This is a genomic window from Pseudomonas sp. HR96, assembly GCF_034059295.1.
Lineage (GTDB): Bacteria > Pseudomonadota > Gammaproteobacteria > Pseudomonadales > Pseudomonadaceae > Aquipseudomonas.
On the sequence record NZ_CP139141.1, the window covers coordinates 784,763 to 805,116 of the forward strand.

The window sequence follows — 20,354 nt, forward strand, 5'->3', positions numbered from 1 at the left end:
CGCCTTTTCGGCGGGCCGTTTTATTTCCTACAAGGTCACGGCCGCCTTCCCACCCGCCGGGTCAGGCTCCTCCCATTCAGCCCGTCGGGCCGCTCCCTTAGCGTGAGTTCGCGAGTCCCAACTCTCTGCATGGAGCACCACATGAGCCATCCACATCATCACAAAACCTTCCTGCCTTCGCGCCTGGCCTTGGCCGTCGCCCTGTGCGGCAGCCTGTGCGCGCCGGCGCTGGCGGCAACCCTGGAGCCTGGGGAATCGGCCATCGTCCAGCCGGGCGATCCCACTCAAGCCTGGTTCCTGCGCTCGCAGGCCGAGCTGACCCTGATGCCAGGAGCGACCAGTCATCAGATCCACGGCGTCAGCAATTCCAGGGTCACCCTGGATGGCGCCGAGGTCGAGGCGCAGGGTCGCAACGAGGCCCTGAGCCTGCTCAACAGCCAGGCAGACATTCGCGACTCCTGGCTGGCTTCCGACACGGTCGGGTTGCGCCTCGCCAGCTCGACGCTGGTGGCTGGCGACGCTTCCAGCGCGGTGGTCGACAACAGCATCATCGTCGCCGGCAAGACAGCTGCCGAGCTGGAGTCAGCCAGCCTCCATGCATTCGACAGCATCTTCTGGAGTGAAGACGATTTCGGCTACGGCATCACCATGGCCGACGGCCAATTGCATCTGGGACGGGGCAGCGAAGTCAGCGGGGCGACTGGCATCCTTCTGCAATCGGCTTATCTTTTCACCGAGTCGCAAGGTAACCACCTGGTCATCGACGGCGGCAGTTCGGTCGAAGGCCGTGACGGCAGCGCCATCGTGGTCAAGGCCGGTAATGTCGGCCTGCCGACCGAGGCCAGTATCGTGGTCAGCAACGGCTCCACGCTCAAGGCCAGCAATGGCGTGCTGGTCGACGTGGAGCGCGGTGCGCAGGTGGACATGACCATCGCCAATAGCCATCTGACCGGGCAGCTGCGCGGCCTGACTGCGCTGAGCCTCGTCGACCAGGCCAGCTGGACCCTGACCCAGGACGCCGAGGTCGGCAGCCTGGCGCTGGAGCGCAGCACCGTCGACCTCGGCGGTTCGGCCGGTGATTTCCGTCAGCTGACGCTGGACAGCCTGAGCGGCAGCGGCCAGTTCAACATGGGCGTCGACCTGGCGGCACTGCAGGGCGACCTGCTCAAGGTCAACGGCACGGCCAATGGCGATTTCCGTCTGAAGATCGCCAACACCGGTCGTGAGCCCGAGGCGGGCGCGAGCGGCCTGACAGTGGTGCAGACCGGCGGCGGCACTGGCCATTTCGACGTGGTCGGCGGTCAGGTCGACGCCGGTGCCTTCGCTTATGTGCTGCAACGCGAGGGCGATGACTGGGCGCTGGTGCAGAAGGTCGACCGCCAAGGCCGCCGCGCCTTGTCGGCGTCCTCGCAGTCGGTGTTGGGTCTGTACAACGCCGCGCCGGTGGTCTGGAGTGGCGAGCTGACCGGCCTGCGCAGCCGCTTCGACGAACTGCGGCGTACCCCGGCCGCCACCGGTTTGTGGTTGCGCGCGCAGGGCGCCAAGTACGAAGTCGGCCACACCGATCTGCGCACCTATGACATGCGCCAGAGCGGCTTCACCCTGGGCTCGGACCTGGCGTTGAGCCAGGAGCTGACCGTCGGCCTGCTGGCCGGCAGCAGCAAGGCCGACCTGGACTTCTCCCGCGGCACCCGTGGCAGCATCGACAGCGTGTTCGTCGGTGCCTACGCCGGCTGGACCGAGGCCACCGGCCTGTACGTCGATGCGCTGGTCAAGGCCAACCGGTTCAGCAACCGCGCCGACGTGCTGATGAGCGATGGGGTCAAGGCCCGTGGCAAATACAACGACTTCGGCCTCGGCGGCTCGCTGGAATTGGGCAAGCGCCTGACCCTGGGCGAGGGCTGGTACCTCAAGCCGTACGCCCAGTTGACAGCGCTGTCGGTGCAGGGCCAGGGCTACCGGCTGGACAATGGCCTGACCGCCGACAGCAACGCGGCGCGCTCGCTCAGCGGCCGCCTGGGCAGCCAGTTCGGCCGCACCCTGGCCATGGCCGGCGGCGGTACCTTGCAGCCGTACCTGAAGCTGGCCGCAGCGCGTGAGTTCGCCGATGGCAACCAGGCACGTATCAACGGCCAGACCTTCGATAACAGTCTCAAGGGCAACAGCATCGAGCTGGGGACGGGCTTCACCGCGCAGCTGAGCGAGGCCTGGCAGATGAACGCCGAATTCGATTACGCCACCGGCCATCGGGTCGACCAGCCCTATGGCGTGAGTGCGGGGCTGCGCTACGCTTTTTGACCATTGCCTGACGCCAGCAGCCCGCCTTTATTGGCGGGCTGTTTGCATCTGTCTATCGTCAATGGTCGGCAAGCGCCTCTCGCTGTGAGAGGATGCCACCTGAACTCGCGTGTCTGGCCACGAAGGACCCAGAATAAAAGCTGATGAAGACTCCAAAACGCATTGAACCGCTGATCGAGGACGGTCTGGTGGACGAGGTGCTGCGACCACTCATGAGTGGCAAAGAGGCAGCTGTCTATGTGGTGCGTTGCGGCAACGAGCTGCGCTGCGCCAAGGTCTACAAGGAGGCCAACAAACGAAGTTTCCGCCAGGCGGCCGAATATCAGGAAGGCCGCAAGGTTCGCAACAGCCGGCAGGCCCGGGCCATGGCCAAGGGCTCCAAGTTTGGCCGCAAGGAAGCCGAGGAGGCTTGGCAGAACGCCGAGGTGGCTGCCTTGTTCCGCCTGGCCGGTGCCGGTGTGCGCGTGCCAAAGCCCTTCGATTTTCTCGAGGGCGTGCTGTTGATGGAGATGGTCTGCGACGAATACGGCGACGCCGCGCCGCGGCTCAACGACGTCTCGTTGGAAGCCGACCAGGCGCGGGAGTATCACGCCTTCCTGATTCGCCAGATCGTGCTGATGCTCTGCACCGGCCTGGTGCATGGTGACCTTTCCGAGTTCAACGTGCTGCTGTCGCCTGACGGCCCGGTGATCATCGACCTGCCACAGGCTGTCGACGCAGCGGGCAACAACCACGCCTTCAGCATGCTGGAGCGGGATGTAGGCAACATGGCCAGCTATTTCGGGCAATTTGCCCCGGAGTTGAAGCAGACTCGCTACGCCAAGGAAATGTGGGCGTTGTACGAAGCGGGCAATCTGCACCCGGCCAGTGTGCTCACCGGCGAGTTTGCCGAGGAAGAGGTCGAGGCCGATGTCGGCGGCGTGATGCGCGAGATCGAAGCGGCGCGGCTGGACGACGCGCGCCGACGTGCGGCGCGCGAGGCCGACGAGACGCCGGCAGGCAAATCCGATGAACCGCCGCCCCCGCCCTGGTTGCAATAGCGGCTCACTGGCAGCAATTGCCGGACGCCAGGTTCGCCAGAATCGGGCAGTCCGGCCGCTCGTCGCCCTGGCAGTGGCTGACCAGCTGCTGCAATGAATCGCGCAGCGCGGTCAGTTCATCGATGCGTCGGTCGAGGTCCTCGACGTGGGCCCTGGCCAAGGCCTTGACGTCGGCGCTGGCACGGCTGCGGTCCTGCCACAGGGTCAGCAGGCGGCCCACTTCCTCCAGCGAGAAGCCCAGGTCGCGGGCGCGCTTGATGAACCCCAGGGTGTGCAGGTCGTCGGCCCGGTACAGGCGGTAGCCGCTGTCGCTGCGATGGGCCGCGCTGAGCAGCCCGATCGACTCGTAATAGCGAATCATTTTGGCGCTGAGCCCGCTCTGGCGGGCGGCCTGGCCGATATTCATGGTTGACCCCTCGAACTGAAACCTGGCCGCCAGCGAGTCAGCCACAGTGCATTGAGCACCACGCTGACGCTCGACAAGGCCATGGCTGTGCCGGCCAGTACCGGGCTGAGCCAGCCGGCGGCGGCCAGTGGAATGCCGAGCAGATTGTAGATGAATGCCCAGAACAGATTCTGGCGGATTTTCGCCTGAGTGCGGCGGCAGATGTCCAGTGCCGCCGCGACCAGGCGCGGGTCGCTGCGCATCAGGGTGATCCCCGCTGCCTGCATGGCCACGTCGGTGCCACTGGCCATGGCCAGGCCGAGGTCGGCGGCGGCCAGCGCCGGCGCGTCGTTGATGCCGTCGCCGACCATGGCCACCACCTGCGTACGGCGCAGCGTTTCGATGACCTGCGCCTTGCCGGCGGGCAGCACCTGGGCATGTACCTGGTGGATGGCCACGGCTGTCGCGATCTGCCGTGCACTGCCCAGGTTGTCGCCGGTGAGCAGGTGGCATACGACCCCGTCCGCCTGCAGTAGCGCCACTGCCGCTCGGGCCTGCGGGCGCGCCTCGTCGGCGAAAGCCAGCACCCCCAGCACGTGGGCCTGCGGCTGCATGGCCACCAGCCATGACACGGTGCAACCCTCGGCTTCCCAAGCCAGGGAGATGGCATCGGCGCTCAGGTGCAGGTCCTCCAGCAGGCGCCGGTTGCCCAGCTGCAACGGCTGGCCCTCGACGGTCCCGGCAATGCCGCGCCCGGCCAGCGCGCGGCTGTCGTGCAGCGCGGGGAGGTCACCGCAGCGCTCGAGCAGGGCCAGCGCCAGGGGGTGTTCGCTGCCCTGTTGCAAGGCCGCCGCCAGGCGCAGCAAGGTTTGCTCGTCGCCGTTGCTGGCCGCCTGGTGCAGCAGCCGCGGCCGGCCGAGCGTCAGCGTGCCGGTCTTGTCGAACACCACGCAGTCCACCGCTTCGGCGCGCTGCAGCGTGGTGCTGTCCTTGATCAGGATGCCATGCCGGGCCGCCGCTCCGGTTCCCGCCAGTACCGCTGCGGGCGTGGCCAGGCCGAGTGCGCAAGGGCAGGCGATGACCAGCACCGCCACTGCGTGGATGATCGCCGTCTGCACTGGCGCCCCGCCGAGCAGCCAGCCCAGCAGTGTCAGCAGGGCGATGACGAGCACCAGCGGCACGAAGACTCGGCTGACCCGGTCCACCAGCAATTGGATCGGCGCCTTCGCGCCCTGGGCGCTCTCCACCAGGCGAATGATCCGCGCCAGCGTGCTCTGCGGCCCCAGCGCGGTGACGCGCACCCGCAGTTGCCCTTCGCCGTTGATGGCCCCGCCCGTGACCCGGTCGCCGGGTTGCTTGGCCACCGGCAGCGGCTCGCCGCTGATCAGCGCCTCGTCGGCATGGCTGCGCCCCTCCAGCACGATGCCATCGCAGGCAAAGCGCGCCCCTGGCTTGACCAGCAGCACGTCGTCCGGGCGCAGCGCCTGCACCGCGACGGTTTCCAGCCGCTCGCCGACCTGACGCAGCGCGGTGTCGCTCTGCAGGTTTTCCAGCGCGCGCAAGGCCTGGCCGGCCTGCCGCCGGGCGCGGCCTTCGAGCCACTTGCCGAGCAGCACCAGGGCGATCACCGTGGACGACGACTCGAAGTACAGGTGCATCGGGGCGGCGGGGCTGCTCAGCCAGAGATAGACGCTCAGGCCGTAGCCGGCGCTGGTGCCGAGCACTACCAGCAGGTCCATGTTGCCATCCAGGGTGCGCAGCGCGCGCCAGGCGGCACGGTAGAAGCGCGCGCCGATGCCGAACTGCACCGCGCCTGCCAGCAGGCATTGCAGCCAGGCCGGCAGCATCCAGTGTACGCCCATGGGCTGCAGCAGCATCGGTGCCAGCAGCGGCAGTGCCAACAGCAGCGCAAGGACCACGGCCAAGCGCTCGTGGCCGGCTGCACGGCACTGATCGTCAGGGTTCTGGCCGAGGCTCGCCTGGTACCCGGCGCGCTCTATGGCGGCAATCAGCAACGCCGCCGGCGCGGCGCTGCGCAGCGTGACCTGGGCGCGGTGGCTGGCCAGATTCACCGACGCCTGTTCGACGGCGGGGAGTTTCTTCAAGGCGCGTTCGACCCGACCCGCGCAGTTGGCGCAGGTCATGCCGCTGACGGACAGTTCCAGGGTGGGCAGGTCAGACATCGGAGCAGTCTCCTTGGAGGTGCTCGCAGTTTCAACCTTGACGCCTTGGCAAGGTCAAGCGGTGTCAGTAAGTCACCGGCGCCGGTTTCAGAAACAGCCCGGAAGTGCCGACGGCGATGCGGTATTTGGCGATGGCGCCGGCGCGCAGGTCGATTTCAGTGTCGGCCGGCTGCTGCATGCCGGGTGCGCAGCCGGGGGTCTGCCCGGGCAGGTAGCCGAGGCGGATCGAGGCTTTGCCGGGCGGCAGGTTGAAGGAGGTGGATTGCTCCTGGAATACCCGGCCGATCAGCTGGCCTTGCAGGTAGATGCCGATCTCGCAGCTGCTCGCCACCTCCAGCCGCTCCCGGGAGATGATCAATATGGCGTAATCCTGGGCGTCTTCGGCGCTTGCCAGAGGCGCGATGCTCGCCAGGCCGAGAAGGCCGGCAAGGCTCAATGCTGACCAGCGCATGACTGGATCTCCTGCTGTGGGGGCTGATAGCTCAGCTTGGCCGAGCAGGGCGCCGATTGCCAGCCCGGCAGCCGGCAATAAAACTTGATGGGCTTGACCTTGACCTTATGGCAAGGCTCAGGGTGCAGCCATTCACCACAAGGAGCCTCACCATGCAGCCATTCAACGTGCAAGGCATGACCTGCGCCCATTGCGCCCGGGCCATCGAGTCGGCGATCGGCGAGGCCGACCCGCAGGCCAGGGTCGAGGTGGAGGTGGCCAGCGGCCAGGTTCGCGTCGACTCGAGTTTGAGCGCCGAGGCGCTGATCCAGCTGATCGAAGCCGAGGGCTACAGTGCCCAACGTGGCTGAGCCGGGCGATCGGGCATGACCCCTGGCCGGTACGCAGTTACACTGCCAGGTCGACTTGTCTTGCCGTCTGGATACCTGATGAACCTTCGCACTATCCTCATCCTGGGAGCCCTGAGCGCTTTCGGGCCCCTGGCCATCGATTTCTACCTGCCGGGCTTTCCCGCCATCGCCCAGGCGTTCGGCACCGACGAGCAGCATGTGCAGATCACCCTGGCCGTGTACTTTCTGGGCCTGTCGATCGGGCAGCTGATCTATGGGCCGATCGCCGATCGGTACGGCCGACGCGTGCCGCTGCTGGTAGGCGTCAGCCTGTTCACCCTGGCTTCCATCGCCTGTGCGTGCGCACCCAACCTGGAGTGGCTGATCGCCGCGCGATTCGTCCAGGCCCTGGGTGGGTGTGCCGGCATGGTGTTGTCGCGGGCCATCGTCAGCGACAAATGCGACGCGGTGGGTTCGGCCAAGGTCTTCTCGCAGCTGATGCTGGTCATGGGGCTGGCGCCCATCCTCGCGCCGATGCTCGGCGGCCTGCTGGTCAACACCCTGGGCTGGCGCTGGATCTTCATCCTCCTGACCCTGTTCAGTGCCGCTGCCACGGCGGCGGTGTTCCTGGGCCTGCCGGAAAGCATGCCCGCCGGCCATCCGCGCCAGCCGCTGAGTGGCGCGCTGAGCCGCTACCTGCGCCTGATGGTGCACCCGACCTTCATCGGCTATGCGTTTACCGGCGGCATCGCCATGGCCGGCATGTTTGCCTACGTCGCCGGGTCGCCGTTCGTGTTCATCAAGCTCTATGGCGTACCGGCCGAGCATTACGGCTGGCTGTTCGGCAGCAACGCCGCCGGCTTCATCCTGGTGGCGCAGGTCAACGCCAGGCTGCTGGCCAGGCACGGGCCGGCGTACCTCTTGGGCAAGGCGACCCTGGTCTACCTGACGTCCGGGCTGGTGCTGCTCGGTGTGGCCGCGCTGCACACCGAGCATTTGTGGCCGCTGCTGATTCCGCTGTTCATATGCGTCGCCAGCCTCGGCTGCATCATCCCCAATGCCTCGGCCTGCGCGATGAACGGCCAGGGGCGCAATGCCGGCAGCGCCTCGGCTCTGCTGGGCTGCATCCAGTTCAGCGTGGCCGCTGGCGCGGCGGCCATGGTCGGCGTGCTGCACGACGGCAGCGCCCTGCCGATGACCCTGGTGATCGGCAGCTGCGCGCTGATCGCCGTGGTGGTCGGCCGGCTGACCGCTCGTTTGGCCCGCCGCGTCGAGGCCTGAGGGTCAGGCACTACGGCGGTTGGTGCCAGGCAGCGAGTGCGGCGCGCGCAGGCGCGCCTGCAAGGTAGCGACAAAGGCCTGGGCCTCCGCTTCGCTACGGAAGGACACCACGTGCTGGCCCATTTGTACCTGCCAATGGCTACCCCGTGGCTTGACCGATTCGGTGATGGCGATATTCATCGAGCACTTCCTCCAGTGGGCAAAAGCCAGCAGTTTAGTCGCTGCCCGGGGCCACGCCGGCCGCGTCACCCTTCGCCAGATCAACGGTCATTGATCCCCAGCCGCCATTCCGAGGTCTTGGCAACAATCGGAATCATTTCATTGGGCGACGTTTCTTGTAGTCCTTATGCACGCGCCTTGTAGGCAATTGCCCTGCAGTCGTGGCGGTTCGCGCCCCGGCCCCCAGCTTGCAAGGGCCCGGGCAGAGCGGGTGGCCGGCCATCGGCGGTTTGCTTCGGCAGCATTTCCGCTTTGCATGAACTTGCATCCTGTTGGCAAACCTGACGCCCCTCGCTCCGATGCGCTGGGACCGGCACCGTGCGCGGTCGAGCGGCAGCCATATACTGACGGCTGTTCCGATACGGACGATTCCAGACAGGGAGTGGAACCATGCAGTACGTACCCAGCATCAGCCAGATCGCAACGCTGCTCGCCGATCCCAAACGCAGTGCCATGATCTGGGCGCTGATCGATGGCACGGCGCGAGGCGCCGATGAACTGGCCGGCCTTGCTGGCCTGAGCACCTCATCGGCCAGCGCCCATCTGTCACGGTTGTCTTCCGGCGGCTTGCTCAAGCTGGAGTCGCGCGGACGCAAGCGGTTCTTTCGCCTGGCCGCGCCGGAGGTCGGCCTCGCGGTGGAGGCGCTGGCCTGCGTCAGCGTCGGGCATCAGGCGCAGGCCGGGGCGGGCCGGCCTGCGCCGACCCCACTATCGTTGCGCCGGGCGCGACTGTGCCAGGATCATCTGGGCGGAGAGTTGGCCACACAGCTGTATCAGCGGTTGCTGCTCAAGGACTGGATCGAACGGGGCGACGGCCAGTTGCTGATCACCTCGGCCGGTGCCGAGGGCCTGGCGCGCTGCGGCATCTTCATCGAGGCGCTGGTGCCCAGGCAGCGCCAGGCGCTGTGCCAGTGCAGCGACTGGAGCGAAGGTTGCCCGCATCTGGGCGGAGCCTTGGGTGCCAGCCTCATGCGGCTGTTTCAGCAATCGGGGTGGCTGCGCACCACCGACTCCAGTCACGTATTGCGGGTGACTGAAGCGGGGCTGCGCGAGATCGGCAAGCTGGGTGCTTAGCGAGTCAGGCGGGCATCCAGGCTGTTCTGCGCCAGGCGCCGGGCCTGGTCCTGGGTCATGCCCAGGTCGGTGTACAGCGCGTGGAAGTTTTCCGTGACGTAGCCGCCGAAGTAGGCCGGGTCATCGGAGTTGACCGTGACCTTCACGCCGCGCTCGAGCATGTCGAGAATGTTGTGCTGGCTCATGTGGTCGAACACGCACAGCTTGGTGTTGGACAGCGGGCAGACGGTCAGCGGAATCTGTTCGTCGATGATGCGCTGCATCAGCCGTTCGTCTTCGATGGCACGTACGCCGTGGTCGATGCGCTGGATCTTGAGCAGGTCCAGGGCCTCCCAGATGTACTCCGGCGGGCCTTCTTCGCCGGCGTGGGCGACGGTCAGGAAGCCCTCGGCGCGAGCACGATCGAATACCCGCACGAACTTGCTGGGTGGATGGCCGACTTCCGAGCTGTCGAGGCCTACAGCGACGAAGGCGTCGCGAAACGGCATGGCCTGGTCGAGGGTCTTCTGCGCTTCTTCTTCGCTGAGGTGGCGCAGGAAGCTGAGAATCAGGCCGCTGCCGATGCCCAGTTGCTGCTTGCCATCCTTGAGCGCCTGGCTGATACCGCGCAACACCACCTCGAAGGGCACGCCGCGGTCAGTGTGGGTCTGCGGGTCGAAGAAGGGTTCGGTATGCACCACGTTCTGCGCCTTGCAGCGCAGCAGGTAGGCCCAGGTCAAGTCGTAGAAGTCCTGTTCGGTGCGCAGCACGTCGGCGCCCTGGTAGTACAGGTCGAGGAACTCCTGCAGGTTGTTGAAGGCGTAGGCGCTGCGCAGGCCTTCGACATCGGCCCAGGGCAGGGCGATCTTGTTGCGCTCGGCCAGGGCAAACAGCAGCTCCGGTTCCAGCGAGCCTTCCAGGTGCATGTGCAGTTCTGCCTTGGGCAGCGCGTTGAGCCAGTCGTACATAATCGTTTCTCATCAGGTGCAAGGCCGGCATTCTACAGGAACCTGACTGTCGGGTTCAGATCGCCTTCAGGCCGGGCGTCGGTAAGCATAGGTGTCGGCAAAGCGTGACAGCAGGAACTCGGCGCACGTGGTGGCGGGGTAGCGCGGCGGATGTTCGGCGTCCTGGCAGCCGGGCAGGCACTCGACCCGGGTATCGGGGTGCGGCTCGGCGAAGAACGGCATGGAGTAGCGGTCCACGCCCAGGGGGCTGATCACCCGGTGCGGCGTGGAGCGGTAACGGTCGTTGGTCCAGCGCGCCATCATGTCGCCGAGATTGACCACGAAGGTACCCTCGATGGGCGGCGCGTCGAGCCACTGGCCGTCCACCGTGCGCACCTGCAGGCCGCCGGCCTGGTCCTGATGCAGCAAGGTGATGCAACCATAGTCGGTATGGGCGCCGGCGCCTTGCTGGGCGGCCGAGGTGGCGGTATGGCGCGGTGGGTAGTGGATCATGCGCAGCACGCTGACCGGCTCGACGAAGCGCTGGTCGAAGAAGTCGCGCGGTACGCCCAATGCGTGAGTCATGGCCCGAAGCAGAGTCAGGGCCAGAGCCTGCATGTCCAGGTAATGCTGCTCCAGCAAGGCCTCCCAGCCGGGCAGCTGGGGATGGCGATTGGGCCCGCGCAGCGGTTTGCCGGCGATCACCTGCGGGTGGTCCATCGGCAGGTGCAGGCCCATGTCGAAGGTTTCCTTCAGATCGCTGGGCAGTGCCGGGTCCAGCTGCTCGGTGGCGATGGCGCCGTAGCCGCGATGGTGGCGGGTCTGGGTGATGTCGATCGCCAGCTTCTGCGCCAGGGGCAGGGCGAAGAAGGTCTCGGCGGCGGCGCTCAAAGCGCCGATGCGGGCGGCGCTGATCGGGTGGCCGCTGATGTAGAAGAAGCCCCATTGCCGGCAGGCGCGGTCGATGGCGTCGGCGACCTGCGCCGCGCCCTCGGCATCGTCCTGGTACAGCGGGCTGATATCGATGACTGGAAGTGTCCGCATGACCTTGGCGTCCTTTCAAGTGTTCGCCGCCGTCCCTGTTCGACAGAAGGACGGCGATCCGTTTGCAGGTGAGCGCTCGCAGCCCGTTTATTTAGGCATCTGCGCCGTGATGCCTTCGACGTAGTAGTTCATCGAAGCCAGTTCGGCGTTGCTGGCGCTGGCGCCGGCGGCAATCTTCACGGCACCGGTCTGGTCCTTGATCGGCCCGGTGAACGGTTTGAATTCACCGCTCTTGATGCTGGCGATGAGCTTCTCGGCTTCGGCCTTGACGTCGGCCGGCACCACGTCGCTGATGGGCAGCTCGACGGTGCCGTCATTCAGCCCGCCCCAGTAGTCCTGGGATTTCCAGGTGCCATCGAGCACTGCCTGAGTGCTGGCGATATAGTGCGGCGCCCAGTTGTTGACGATCGAAGTCAGCACCGCCTTGGGCCCGAAGTGGGCCATGTCCGAGGCGTAACCCACGGCATACACGCCGCGGCGTTCGGCAGTCTGGATCGGCGCCGGGCTGTCGGTGTGCTGGAAGATCACGTCCACGCCCTGGTCGACCAGCGCGTTGGCCGCATCGGCTTCCTTGCCCGGGTCGAACCAGGAGTTGACCCACACCACCTTCATTTCGGTGCCGGGGTTGTACTTGTTCAAGGCCAGCTGGATGGCATTGATGTCGCGGATCACCTCGGGAATCGGAAAGGAGGCCACGTAGCCGATTTTTTTGCTTTTGGTCATCTTCGCGGCGAGGAAGCCGCCGACGTAGCGGCCCTCGTAGGTGCGGGCCAGGTAGGTGCCAAGGTTCTTGTCCTGCTTGTAGCCGGTGGCGTGCTCGAAAATCACCTTGGGAAATTGCTTGGCGACTTTCACCGTGGGGTTCATGTAGCCGAACGAGGTGGTGAAGATCAGGTCGTACTTGTCCTTGGCCATGTCGCGGATCACCCGCTCGGCGTCGGCGCCCTCGGCGACGTTTTCCACGTAGCTGGTCTTGATCTTGTCACCCATCTGCGCTTCCAGCGCCTTGCGGCCTTGCTCGTGCTGGTAGGTCCAGCCATGGTCGCCGATCGGCCCGACATAGACGAAGCCGACTTTCAACGGATCGGCCGCGCTGGCCGCCAGGCTGCCCGCCAGGCCGATCGCTGCGGCCAGTGTCCCGAGGATTTTCTTCAATGGGCGTTTTTGCATGAATCACAAGCTCCGGTTTGTTGTGGGGTGAGGGCGTTGCAATGCTGGCGGAGCTCAATGCAAAAAATTGACCAACAGGACAGGTCGCGGTGTTTGCTGGGGGCGCGGCCTGCCAATGGACAGTTGTCTGCCACCTGCTGGTGCGGATCGCCGGATGCAGGCGCCATTTGTGGGACGGGCAATGTCCCAGGGAGAAGGTCTGCGGCGCGCAGACGAAACGTTGCCCGCCGCCTACAGTCTCTATGACACATCTTGCAATCCCATCACCGATCAGGCCGCCGATGCTCAACACGCTCAAAGAAGAAAAATTCCTCCTGCTGGCCTTGCTCATGACGTGCCTGGCCTACCCCCTGGAACCGCAACTGCTGGGGCACGGCCAGACCGTGGCATTGATCGCCGGGGTGGTGCTGGTGGCGGCCATCATCTGCGCCTCGATGCGCGTGGCCCACCACGCCGAGCTGATCGCGGAAAAGGTCGGCGACCCCTATGGCACCATGATCCTGACCCTGTCGGCGGTGCTGGTGGAGGTGGTGATCCTGGCTATCATGATGAACAACGAACCGTCGCCGACCCTGGTGCGCGACACCATCTACTCGGCGGTGATGCTCGACATCAACGGCATCCTCGGCCTGGCCGCGCTGATGGGCGGGCTCAAGCACGGCGAGCAGTCCTACAACGACGATTCGGCGCGCACCTACAGCGTGATGATCCTCACGGCCATGGGCGTGTCCATGGTGGTGCCGGAGTTCATTCCGCAAGGCGACTGGAAGATCTACTCGGCGTTCACCATTGGCGCCATGCTGGTGCTGTACACCTTGTTCCTGCGCATGCAGGTCGGGCCGCACAGCTACTTCTTCAGCTATAGCTACCCGCAGAAGCGCAAGCCGAAGGAACCCTCCGAGGTCAACGAACCGCAGGTCAGCCGCAAGCAGTCGATCGTGACCCTGGTGTTCGGCCTGGTGGTGATCGGCGCATTGGCCGAGGTGATGTCCAAGACCATCGACCTTGGCCTGGAAAACAGCGGAGCGCCGCCAGTGCTGGCGGCGATCCTGGTGGCGGCGATTTCCGCGGCACCGGAGATTCTCACGGCGTTGCGCGCGGCCTTGGCCAACCGCATGCAGTCGGTGGTCAACGTGGCACTGGGCGCCTCGCTGTCCACCGTGATCCTCACCGTGCCGGTGATGGAAGCCATGGCGCTGTACAGCGGCCAGCCATTCCAGATGGCGATGACCCCGGTGCAGACGGTGATGATCCTCATCACCCTGCTGGTGTCGGCGATCAACCTCAACGATGGCGAAACCAACGCCATCGAGGGCATGACTCACTTCGTGCTGTTCGCCACCTTCATCATGCTGTCGCTGCTCGGGCTTTAGCCGGCGATCAGCTCGGCGGCGGCCTGGCGGTGGTCGGCGATCAGCTGGCGCACGTCGAGGCCCTCGATCTGCCCGTCGACCACGCGCCACTTGCCGCCGACCATCACTCGGTCGGCGCGGTCTGCGCCGCACAGCAGCAGCGCCGACAGTGGGTCGTGGCTGCCGGAGAAGCGCAGCTCATCCAGCTTGAACAGCGCCAGGTCGGACTGTTTGCCGACGGCCAGCTCGCCGACGTCCTTGCGCCCCAGCAGCGCCGCCGAACCCTTGGTGGCCCAACCCAGCACCAGCTGCGGGGTAATCTTGTCGGCGCCGTAGCGCAGGCGCTGCAGGTACATGGCCTGGCGCACCTCGAGGATCATGTTGGAGCCGTCGTTGGACGCCGAACCGTCGACGCCGATGCCCACCGGCGCGCCGGCCGCCACCAGGTCCAGGGTCGGGCAGATGCCTGAGGCCAGGCGCATGTTCGAGCTCGGGCAGTGGCAGATACCGGTGCCGTGCTGGCCCAGACGGGCGATTTCATCCGGGTTGAAGTGGATGCCGTGGGCCAGCCAGGTGCGCGGGCCCAGCCAGCCGACGCTGTCCAGGTAGTCGACGGTGCGCAGGCCGAAGCGCTGCAGGCAGAAGTCTTCCTCGTCCAGCGTCTCGGCCAGGTGGGTGTGCAGGCGAACGTCGAGGCGCTCGGCCATGTCGGCGGAGGCGCGCATGATTTCCGGGGTTACCGAGAACGGCGAGCAGGGCGCCAGGGCGATCTGGATCTGCGCGCCGTCGCCGCGCTGGTGGTAGCGCTCGATAAGGCGCTGGCTGTCTTCAAGAATCACTTCACCTTGCTGCACGGTCTGCTGGGGTGGCAAGCCGCCGTCTTTCTCGCCCAGGGTCATGGAGCCACGGGTGAGCATGGCGCGCATGCCCAGTTCGCGGACCGCCTCGACCTGCACGTCGATGGCGTTTTCCAGGCCTTCCGGGAACAGGTAATGGTGGTCGGCCGCCGTGGTGCAGCCCGACAGCAGCAGCTCGGCCAGGGCGACCTTGCTCGCCACGGCAAGTTTCTCCGGGGTCAACCGCGCCCACACCGGATAGAGGGTCTTGAGCCACGGAAACAGCGGCTCGTTGACCACCGGCGCCCAGGCGCGGGTCAGGGTCTGGTAGAAGTGGTGGTGGGTGTTGATCAGGCCCGGCAGCAGCACGTGCTCACGGGCGTCGAACACCTGATCGCAGGGCTGCGCCGGCTGCTCGCCCAGGCCCAGCACTTGTTCGATGACGCCATCGGCGACCACCAGCCCGCCACGGGCATCGAGCGCGTTGGCGGTGAAGATGGCGAGGGGATTCTTTAACCAGGTACGGGTCGCGGGCATGGTGGCCGGCTCCTCTGAAAGTTGTGTTCAGGTTAGCCAGCTCAGTTTTGCCCTGTCTGCTGATCCAGGTTGTGCCGGGCGATTGTATACAGTCAGTGGCCCGGTTGCCAAGGTTGGCCGAGGGACACCGGCGCGTACAGCCGGGTGCGCAGGCCGTCGCGCGAGAGCAGCACCAGCACCACGATGGTCGCCACGTATGGCAGCATCGCCAGCAGATTGGACGGGATCGCCAGGCCGATGCCCTGGGCCACCAGATGGAGGATGCTGGCCAGGCCGAACAGGTAGGCGCCGAGCAGCAGGCGCCACACCCGCCAGCTGGCGAATACCACCAGCGCCAGGGCAATCCAGCCGCGCCCGGCGCTCATGTTTTCCGCCCACATCGGCGTGTAGGCCAGCGACAGGTAGGCGCCAGCCAACCCAGCCATGGCGCCGCCGAACAGCACCGCCAGGGTGCGCACGCGCAGCACCGGCAGGCCCATGGCGCTGGCCGCGTCAGGGTTTTCGCCGACCGCCTGGATGATCAGGCCCAGGCGGCTGCGCAGCAGCACCCAGGCCACCAGGGCGAACAGCGCGAACGACAGGTACACCAGCAGGTCCTGGCCGAACAGCATGCGTCCGACCAACGGCAGGCTGCTCAGCCACGGCAGCATGATCGGCTCGAAACCGGCCAGTGGTTTGCCGACCCACGCGGCGCCGACAAAGGTCGACAGGCCCACGCCAAAGATGGTCAGCGCCAGCCCCGTGGCCACCTGGTTGGCGTTGAAGGCCAGGGCAACCAAGGCAAACAGCGACGACAGCAACATGCCCGCCAGCATCGCCAGCAACACCCCGAGCCAGAGGCTGCCGGTACTGAAGGCGACGATGAAGCCGATCACCGCGCCGAACAGCATCATGCCCTCCTGGCCGAGGTTGAGCACGCCGCTCTTCTCGCAGATCAGCTCGCCCAGGGCCACCAGCAGCAACGGGGTGCCAGTGCGTACCATGGCGTAGAAAATATTGCTCAACAGGTCGATATCCATCACAGCGCTCCCACGGCGGCCGCGGCGGGGGCGCGGCGAGCCCAGCGCAATTTCAGGCGCGGGCGGTAGAGAATCAGAACGTCACAGGCGAGCAGGAAGAACAGCATCATGCCCTGGAACAACTGGGTGATCGCCTGGGGCAGGTTGAGGCTCATCTGCGCGCTTTCGCCGCCCAGGTACAGCAGGGCCATCAGCAGGCTGGAGAAGACGATGCCGATCGGGTTGAGACGGCCGAGAAAGGCCACGGTGATCGCCGCGTAGCCGTAGCCGGGGCTGACCTGCGGCACCAGCTGGCCGATCGGCCCGGTCACTTCGCAAACCCCGGCCAGCCCCGCGAGGGCGCCGCTGATCAACAGCGCCAGCCAGACCAGGCGTTTCTCGCGAAAGCCCACCGAGGCCGCGGCACGTTTATCCAGGCCCAGTACCTTGATCTGGAAGCCGACAAAGCTGCGCTGCAGCAGCACCCACACCGCAACCAGGGCCAGCAGGGCGAACCAGGCGCCGGCGTGGGCGCGGCCGTCGGCGAACAGCAAGGGCAGGCGCGCCGAGTCGCCGAACATCGCCGACTCGGGGAAGTTGAAACCGGCCGGGTCCTTCAGCGGGCCGTGGACGAAGTACAGCAGGAGGTTCAACGAGATGTAGTTGAGCATGATGCTGGTGAGGATTTCGTTGGCGTTGAACTGCGTGCGCAGCCAGGCGGTCAGGCCGGCCCACAGCGCGCCACCGAGGGTGCCCACGGCCAGCACCATGACCAGCGCCCAGCGGCTCTGCAGGTCGATGATATTGACCGCCAGCGCGCTGCCCACCAGGGCGCCCATCAGCAGCTGGCCTTCGGCGCCGATGTTCCAGATGCGCGCCTGGTAGGCCACGGCCAGGCCCAGGGCGCAGAGCAGGATGGGCGTGGCCTTGACCAGCAGTTCGGAGACGCCGTACAGGTCGCTGACCGGGGCGATCAGCAAAGTGCGCAGGGTCAGCCACGGGTCCAGGCCGAGGGCCATGAACAGCAGCGCGCCGCAGCACAGGGTGAGGATCGCTGCCAGCAGCGGCGAGCACCACAGCATGGCGCGCGATTGCTGGCCACGGGGTTCGAGGGAAAGCAGCATCGCAGGCTCCGTCAGCTGTTGATCGAGGAAAGGGGGGCGGCCGCCGTGTCGGTCGCGAAGCGCCCGGCCATCCAGCCGCCGAGTTCGGCCGGGTGGATCTGCCCGGTGGCTTTCAGGGCGCTGAGGCGCCCGCCGCTGAGGGCGCCGAGGCGGTCGCAGATCTGGAACAGTTCGTCCAGGTCCTCGGAAATCACCAGAATCGCCGCGCCGGCATCGCGCAGGGCGATCAAGGCACGATGGATGGTGGCGGCGGCACCGACGTCGACGCCCCAGGTCGGGTGCGCCGCGACCAGCAGGCGTGGCTGCTGGAGGATCTCGCGGCCAAGGATGAATTTTTGCAGGTTGCCGCCGGACAGGCTGCGCGCCGGTGCCTGGGCGTCCGGGGTCTTGACCGCGAAGCGGCGGATGATGGTGTCGGCCAGCTCGCGAACCTTGTCGCGCTGGATCAGCCCTTTGCTCACCAGGCCCTGCTGGAAGGACGTCAGCAGGGCGTTGTCGGCCAGGCTCAGTTCCGGCACCGCGCCGTGCCCGAGCCGCTCGGCCGGGACGAACGCCAACCCCAGCGCGCGGCGAGCGTCGGGACGCAGGTGGCCGACCGCGCGTTCGCCGAACTTGATTCGCGTGGCACCGTCGCTGCCCAGGGTCTGCTCGCCGCTGAGCAGGGCCAGCAGTTCTTCCTGGCCGTTGCCGGCGACGCCGGCGATACCGACGATCTCGCCGCTGCGCACCGCCAGGTTGAGCGCCTTGAGCGAGCAGCCAAAGGGATCGGGGTTGCGCCAGGACAGATGGTTGACCGTGAGAAAGTCCTCGGTGCCCCGGGTCTTCGGGTACTGCGCACTCAGGCCCTCGGCGTCGCCGACCATCAGCCGCGCCAGTTCCAGGTCACTGCACTCGGCCGGCCGGCAGTGCCCGGACACCCGCCCGCCACGCAGCACCGTAGCGCTGTGGCACAGAGCGCGCACTTCGGCCAGCTTGTGGCTGATGAACAGGATGCTGCAGCCTTCGCTGGCCAGCCGGCGCAAGGTCACGAACAATTCGTCGGCCTCCAGTGGTGTCAGCACCGAGGTAGGCTCGTCGAGAATCAACAGGCGAATGTCCTGCATCAGGCAGCGAATGATCTCGACCCGCTGGCGCTCGCCGATCGACAGGCTGTGCACCAGCCGTTGTGGCTCGACGCTCATGCCATAGCGCGCTGACACCTCGCGGATCTTCGCCTCCAGCTGGCGCGGCGTCTGCCCGGGGCCCATGGCCAGGGCGATGTTCTGCGCCACGCTGAGCGTCTCGAACAGGGAAAAATGCTGGAACACCATGCCAATGCCCAGCGCCCGCGCCTGCGCCGGGTTGCGCATGCGCACCGGCTGGCCCTCCCACAGCAGGGTTCCGCTGTCGGGTTGGGTCACGCCGTAGATGATCTTCATCAGGGTGCTCTTGCCCGCGCCGTTCTCGCCGAGCAGGGCGTGGATCTCCCCGGCCTGGATGCTCAGGTCGATGGCATCGTTGGCCAGGCAGCCGGGGTAGCGCTTGCTGATACCGCGCATCTGCAGGCGCTGGGGCAGTAGGTCTGTGGACATGGCAGTCTCGGTCGAGGAGGGCTGCGCTGTCTAAAGCAATAACCTGGCCAGGAGGTCAGCTTTAGCTCCAGAAGAGCGTGGCGGGGAGTGCGGGGTGGGCGCAGCCCACGATCTGCTGATCTGGGTGGCAAAACGGACGAGCTTGGCGGCCTCTCAAGCCCTTGGCCCGCACCTGCGAGGCGCCGAAACAGCGCACGCGCGCACCAAATCAGCCACTATTGACCTTGCAAGCGAATCCGCCCCCGGGAAAGATCCGCCAACTGCTGCTGCAACCCCGCCACCTGCTGCGGCTCCACCGCCAGCATCAGGTCTGCGCCCTCGGCGGTAAAGTCTTCCTGCTCGACCAGCCCGGCCAGCTCCGCCACCCGCAGCTTGACCAATGGCAGCTCGGCAAAGGTGCAACTGCAGCTCACCAGGACGCGCTTGACCAACAGCCGCTTGCCAGCTTGCTGCAGGCACTTGTTGGCGCCGCCGCCATACGCCCGCGCCAGGCCGCCGGTGCCCAGCTGGATGCCGCCGTACCAGCGAATCACCAGCACCACTACCTGGTCGCAGTCCTGCGCCTGGATAGCCGCCAGTATCGGCCGCCCGGCTGTGCCGCCGGGCTCGCCGTCGTCGGTACTGCGGTAGTGCTCGCCCAGCTTCCAGGCCCAGCAATTGTGCGTGGCGTCCGAGTCGCTGTGGCGTTCGATGAAGCTCTGCGCCTCGGCGGCGCTGTTGATCGGGGCGGCGAGGGTGATGAAACGGCTCTTGCGAATCTCTTCGCGAAATTCGCACGGCTCGAGCAGGGTGGAGGGCATTCAGGCAGCGTCCGCAGGCGGGGGGTCACAGCGGCGGGGTCAGCCCGCAGCCTTTGAGAATGATCCGGATCAGGTTGTCGCCGGCGGTCTCGAAATCCTGCTTGGTCAGGCGCGTGCGGCCAGTGACCTGGCAGATCTGCGTGGCGAAGTCGGCGTAGTGCTGGGTACTGCCCCACAGCAGGAAAATCAGGTGCACCGGGTCGACCGGGTCCATCTTGCCTGCCTCGATCCAGCCCTGGAACACCTGGGCCCGGCCGGCGAACCAGAGGCGGTAGTCCTGGCTGAAATACTCGGTCAGGCACTGCCCGCCGCTGATGATCTCCATGGCGAAGATGCGTGAGGCCTGCGGCTGGCGGCGCGAGAACTCCATCTTGGCGCGGATGTAGCGAGTCAGCGCCTGAGCCGGATCGTCCTCGGGGTCCAGGTTGTTGAAGGTGCTGTCCCACAACTCGATGATGTTGCTCAGCACCGCCACATACAGGCCCAGCTTGTTGGTGAAGTAATAGTGCAGATTGGCCTTGGGCAACCCTGCCTTCAGCGCAATGGTGTTCATGCTGGTACCCTTGAAACCGTGGCGAGCAAACTCGTCTTCCGCGGCCTGAATGATGGTTTCCTCATTCTTCTGACGGATGCGGCTGGCCGGTTTGCCGGCGTTGGGGATGCTGTGGGCTGGGACTTCGAGGGTCATAGGCAGTTCCGGACGGATCGTATGGGCGCGACATGTGCGTTGATAGCG

General features: G+C 66.3%; 19 protein-coding genes. 6 read left to right on the plus strand and 13 right to left on the minus strand.

Translation table 11 applies throughout. The features are described 5' to 3' along the window. Positions 1 to 141 precede the first annotated feature (141 nt). Both SFA35_RS03755 and SFA35_RS03760 read left to right on the plus strand, forming a co-directional pair. Complete coding sequence (locus SFA35_RS03755; protein ID WP_320575340.1) at positions 142 to 2,298, plus strand: autotransporter outer membrane beta-barrel domain-containing protein; 2,157 nt, start codon at positions 142 to 144, stop codon at positions 2,296 to 2,298. A gap of 143 nt (positions 2,299 to 2,441) precedes the next feature. Beyond that, positions 2,442 to 3,338 carry a PA4780 family RIO1-like protein kinase gene (locus SFA35_RS03760; RefSeq protein WP_320575342.1) on the plus strand — a complete coding sequence of 299 codons (897 nt, stop codon included), beginning with the start codon at positions 2,442 to 2,444 and terminating at the stop codon, positions 3,336 to 3,338. Between the two features lie 4 nt (positions 3,339 to 3,342). Here SFA35_RS03760 and cueR read toward each other — a convergent pair whose 3' ends face one another. From cueR to SFA35_RS03775, 3 genes are all read right to left on the minus strand, one after another. After that, positions 3,343 to 3,744, minus strand: coding sequence for a Cu(I)-responsive transcriptional regulator (gene cueR / locus SFA35_RS03765; protein WP_320575344.1), 402 nt, complete (start codon positions 3,742 to 3,744; stop codon positions 3,343 to 3,345). Further along, positions 3,741 to 5,906, minus strand: a complete 2,166-nt coding sequence (locus tag SFA35_RS03770) for a heavy metal translocating P-type ATPase (protein ID WP_320575346.1) — start codon at positions 5,904 to 5,906, stop codon at positions 3,741 to 3,743. Before SFA35_RS03770 ends, cueR begins: the two co-directional genes overlap by 4 nt. A gap of 64 nt (positions 5,907 to 5,970) precedes the next feature. Further along, positions 5,971 to 6,357 carry a hypothetical protein gene (locus SFA35_RS03775; protein WP_320575349.1) on the minus strand — a complete coding sequence of 129 codons (387 nt, stop codon included), beginning with the start codon at positions 6,355 to 6,357 and terminating at the stop codon, positions 5,971 to 5,973. A 152-nt stretch (positions 6,358 to 6,509) separates the two neighbouring features. Between SFA35_RS03775 and SFA35_RS03780 the strand changes: the two genes are divergently transcribed. Then, positions 6,510 to 6,707, plus strand: a complete 198-nt coding sequence (locus tag SFA35_RS03780; protein WP_320575351.1) for a heavy-metal-associated domain-containing protein — start codon at positions 6,510 to 6,512, stop codon at positions 6,705 to 6,707. Positions 6,708 to 6,785: 78 nt separating this feature from the next. Further along, positions 6,786 to 7,967, plus strand: coding sequence for a multidrug effflux MFS transporter (locus SFA35_RS03785; RefSeq protein WP_320575353.1), 1,182 nt, complete (start codon positions 6,786 to 6,788; stop codon positions 7,965 to 7,967). 3 nt (positions 7,968 to 7,970) lie between these two features. Here the strand turns inward: SFA35_RS03785 and SFA35_RS03790 are convergent, their stop codons facing one another. After that, positions 7,971 to 8,147 carry a hypothetical protein gene (locus SFA35_RS03790; RefSeq protein ID WP_320575355.1) on the minus strand — a complete coding sequence of 59 codons (177 nt, stop codon included), beginning with the start codon at positions 8,145 to 8,147 and terminating at the stop codon, positions 7,971 to 7,973. A 429-nt stretch (positions 8,148 to 8,576) separates the two neighbouring features. Here SFA35_RS03790 and SFA35_RS03795 point away from each other — a divergent pair, with 429 nt between their 5' ends. Beyond that, positions 8,577 to 9,260 (plus strand): helix-turn-helix transcriptional regulator, encoded by a 684-nt coding sequence (locus tag SFA35_RS03795; RefSeq protein WP_320575357.1) that lies wholly within the window; start codon positions 8,577 to 8,579, stop codon positions 9,258 to 9,260. On the opposite strand, the gene SFA35_RS03800 is transcribed toward SFA35_RS03795, so the two are convergent. From SFA35_RS03800 to SFA35_RS03810, 3 genes are all read right to left on the minus strand, one after another. Beyond that, entirely contained in the window at positions 9,257 to 10,207 is a 951-nt protein-coding gene (locus SFA35_RS03800; RefSeq protein WP_320575359.1) for an adenosine deaminase, read from the minus strand. The genes SFA35_RS03795 and SFA35_RS03800 overlap by 4 nt on opposite strands. A gap of 66 nt (positions 10,208 to 10,273) precedes the next feature. Then, the gene (locus SFA35_RS03805) at positions 10,274 to 11,230 is read right to left on the minus strand and encodes a 2-oxoglutarate and iron-dependent oxygenase domain-containing protein (RefSeq protein ID WP_320575361.1); all 957 of its coding nucleotides are present in this window, start codon (positions 11,228 to 11,230) and stop codon (positions 10,274 to 10,276) included. A gap of 87 nt (positions 11,231 to 11,317) precedes the next feature. Next, positions 11,318 to 12,400, minus strand: coding sequence for a BMP family ABC transporter substrate-binding protein (locus SFA35_RS03810; RefSeq protein ID WP_320575363.1), 1,083 nt, complete (start codon positions 12,398 to 12,400; stop codon positions 11,318 to 11,320). A gap of 281 nt (positions 12,401 to 12,681) precedes the next feature. Here SFA35_RS03810 and SFA35_RS03815 point away from each other — a divergent pair, with 281 nt between their 5' ends. Next, positions 12,682 to 13,773, plus strand: a complete 1,092-nt coding sequence (locus SFA35_RS03815) for a calcium:proton antiporter (protein WP_320575365.1) — start codon at positions 12,682 to 12,684, stop codon at positions 13,771 to 13,773. Here SFA35_RS03815 and SFA35_RS03820 read toward each other — a convergent pair. The 6 genes from SFA35_RS03820 to SFA35_RS03845 form a co-directional block, all read right to left on the minus strand. Further along, positions 13,770 to 15,125 (minus strand): 8-oxoguanine deaminase, encoded by a 1,356-nt coding sequence (locus SFA35_RS03820; protein ID WP_320575367.1) that lies wholly within the window; start codon positions 15,123 to 15,125, stop codon positions 13,770 to 13,772. The two genes, SFA35_RS03815 and SFA35_RS03820, sit on opposite strands and share 4 nt — an antisense overlap. A 92-nt stretch (positions 15,126 to 15,217) precedes the next feature. Next, positions 15,218 to 16,144, minus strand: a complete 927-nt coding sequence (locus SFA35_RS03825; protein ID WP_320575369.1) for an ABC transporter permease — start codon at positions 16,142 to 16,144, stop codon at positions 15,218 to 15,220. After that, on the minus strand, positions 16,144 to 17,247 hold the full coding sequence (locus SFA35_RS03830; RefSeq protein WP_320575373.1) for an ABC transporter permease: 1,104 nt from the start codon (positions 17,245 to 17,247) through the stop codon (positions 16,144 to 16,146). Before SFA35_RS03830 ends, SFA35_RS03825 begins: the two co-directional genes overlap by 1 nt. Before the next feature lie 11 nt (positions 17,248 to 17,258). Continuing rightward, positions 17,259 to 18,818: an ABC transporter ATP-binding protein gene (locus tag SFA35_RS03835; RefSeq protein ID WP_320575376.1), complete on the minus strand. Its 1,560-nt coding sequence runs from the start codon at positions 18,816 to 18,818 to the stop codon at positions 17,259 to 17,261. A gap of 215 nt (positions 18,819 to 19,033) precedes the next feature. Beyond that, the gene (locus tag SFA35_RS03840) at positions 19,034 to 19,618 is read right to left on the minus strand and encodes a YigZ family protein (protein WP_320575378.1); all 585 of its coding nucleotides are present in this window, start codon (positions 19,616 to 19,618) and stop codon (positions 19,034 to 19,036) included. A gap of 25 nt (positions 19,619 to 19,643) precedes the next feature. After that, on the minus strand, positions 19,644 to 20,306 hold the full coding sequence (locus SFA35_RS03845; protein ID WP_320575381.1) for a TetR/AcrR family transcriptional regulator: 663 nt from the start codon (positions 20,304 to 20,306) through the stop codon (positions 19,644 to 19,646). Between the last annotated feature and the right edge of the window lie 48 nt (positions 20,307 to 20,354).

Excerpts from the sequence above, each read along its gene's own strand:
- SFA35_RS03755 (WP_320575340.1), top strand. The coding sequence starts at position 142 with ATGAGCCATCCACATCATCACAAAACCTTCCTGCCTTCGCGCCTGGCC.
- SFA35_RS03760 (WP_320575342.1), top strand. The coding sequence starts at position 2,442 with ATGAAGACTCCAAAACGCATTGAACCGCTGATCGAGGACGGTCTGGTG.
- cueR (WP_320575344.1), bottom strand. The coding sequence starts at position 3,744 with ATGAATATCGGCCAGGCCGCCCGCCAGAGCGGGCTCAGCGCCAAAATG.
- SFA35_RS03770 (WP_320575346.1), bottom strand. The coding sequence starts at position 5,906 with ATGTCTGACCTGCCCACCCTGGAACTGTCCGTCAGCGGCATGACCTGC.
- SFA35_RS03775 (WP_320575349.1), bottom strand. The coding sequence starts at position 6,357 with ATGCGCTGGTCAGCATTGAGCCTTGCCGGCCTTCTCGGCCTGGCGAGC.
- SFA35_RS03780 (WP_320575351.1), top strand. The coding sequence starts at position 6,510 with ATGCAGCCATTCAACGTGCAAGGCATGACCTGCGCCCATTGCGCCCGG.
- SFA35_RS03785 (WP_320575353.1), top strand. The coding sequence starts at position 6,786 with ATGAACCTTCGCACTATCCTCATCCTGGGAGCCCTGAGCGCTTTCGGG.
- SFA35_RS03790 (WP_320575355.1), bottom strand. The coding sequence starts at position 8,147 with ATGAATATCGCCATCACCGAATCGGTCAAGCCACGGGGTAGCCATTGG.
- SFA35_RS03795 (WP_320575357.1), top strand. The coding sequence starts at position 8,577 with ATGCAGTACGTACCCAGCATCAGCCAGATCGCAACGCTGCTCGCCGAT.
- SFA35_RS03800 (WP_320575359.1), bottom strand. The coding sequence starts at position 10,207 with ATGTACGACTGGCTCAACGCGCTGCCCAAGGCAGAACTGCACATGCAC.
- SFA35_RS03805 (WP_320575361.1), bottom strand. The coding sequence starts at position 11,230 with ATGCGGACACTTCCAGTCATCGATATCAGCCCGCTGTACCAGGACGAT.
- SFA35_RS03810 (WP_320575363.1), bottom strand. The coding sequence starts at position 12,400 with ATGCAAAAACGCCCATTGAAGAAAATCCTCGGGACACTGGCCGCAGCG.
- SFA35_RS03815 (WP_320575365.1), top strand. The coding sequence starts at position 12,682 with ATGCTCAACACGCTCAAAGAAGAAAAATTCCTCCTGCTGGCCTTGCTC.
- SFA35_RS03820 (WP_320575367.1), bottom strand. The coding sequence starts at position 15,125 with ATGCCCGCGACCCGTACCTGGTTAAAGAATCCCCTCGCCATCTTCACC.
- SFA35_RS03825 (WP_320575369.1), bottom strand. The coding sequence starts at position 16,144 with ATGGATATCGACCTGTTGAGCAATATTTTCTACGCCATGGTACGCACT.
- SFA35_RS03830 (WP_320575373.1), bottom strand. The coding sequence starts at position 17,247 with ATGCTGCTTTCCCTCGAACCCCGTGGCCAGCAATCGCGCGCCATGCTG.
- SFA35_RS03835 (WP_320575376.1), bottom strand. The coding sequence starts at position 18,818 with ATGTCCACAGACCTACTGCCCCAGCGCCTGCAGATGCGCGGTATCAGC.
- SFA35_RS03840 (WP_320575378.1), bottom strand. The coding sequence starts at position 19,618 with ATGCCCTCCACCCTGCTCGAGCCGTGCGAATTTCGCGAAGAGATTCGC.
- SFA35_RS03845 (WP_320575381.1), bottom strand. The coding sequence starts at position 20,306 with ATGACCCTCGAAGTCCCAGCCCACAGCATCCCCAACGCCGGCAAACCG.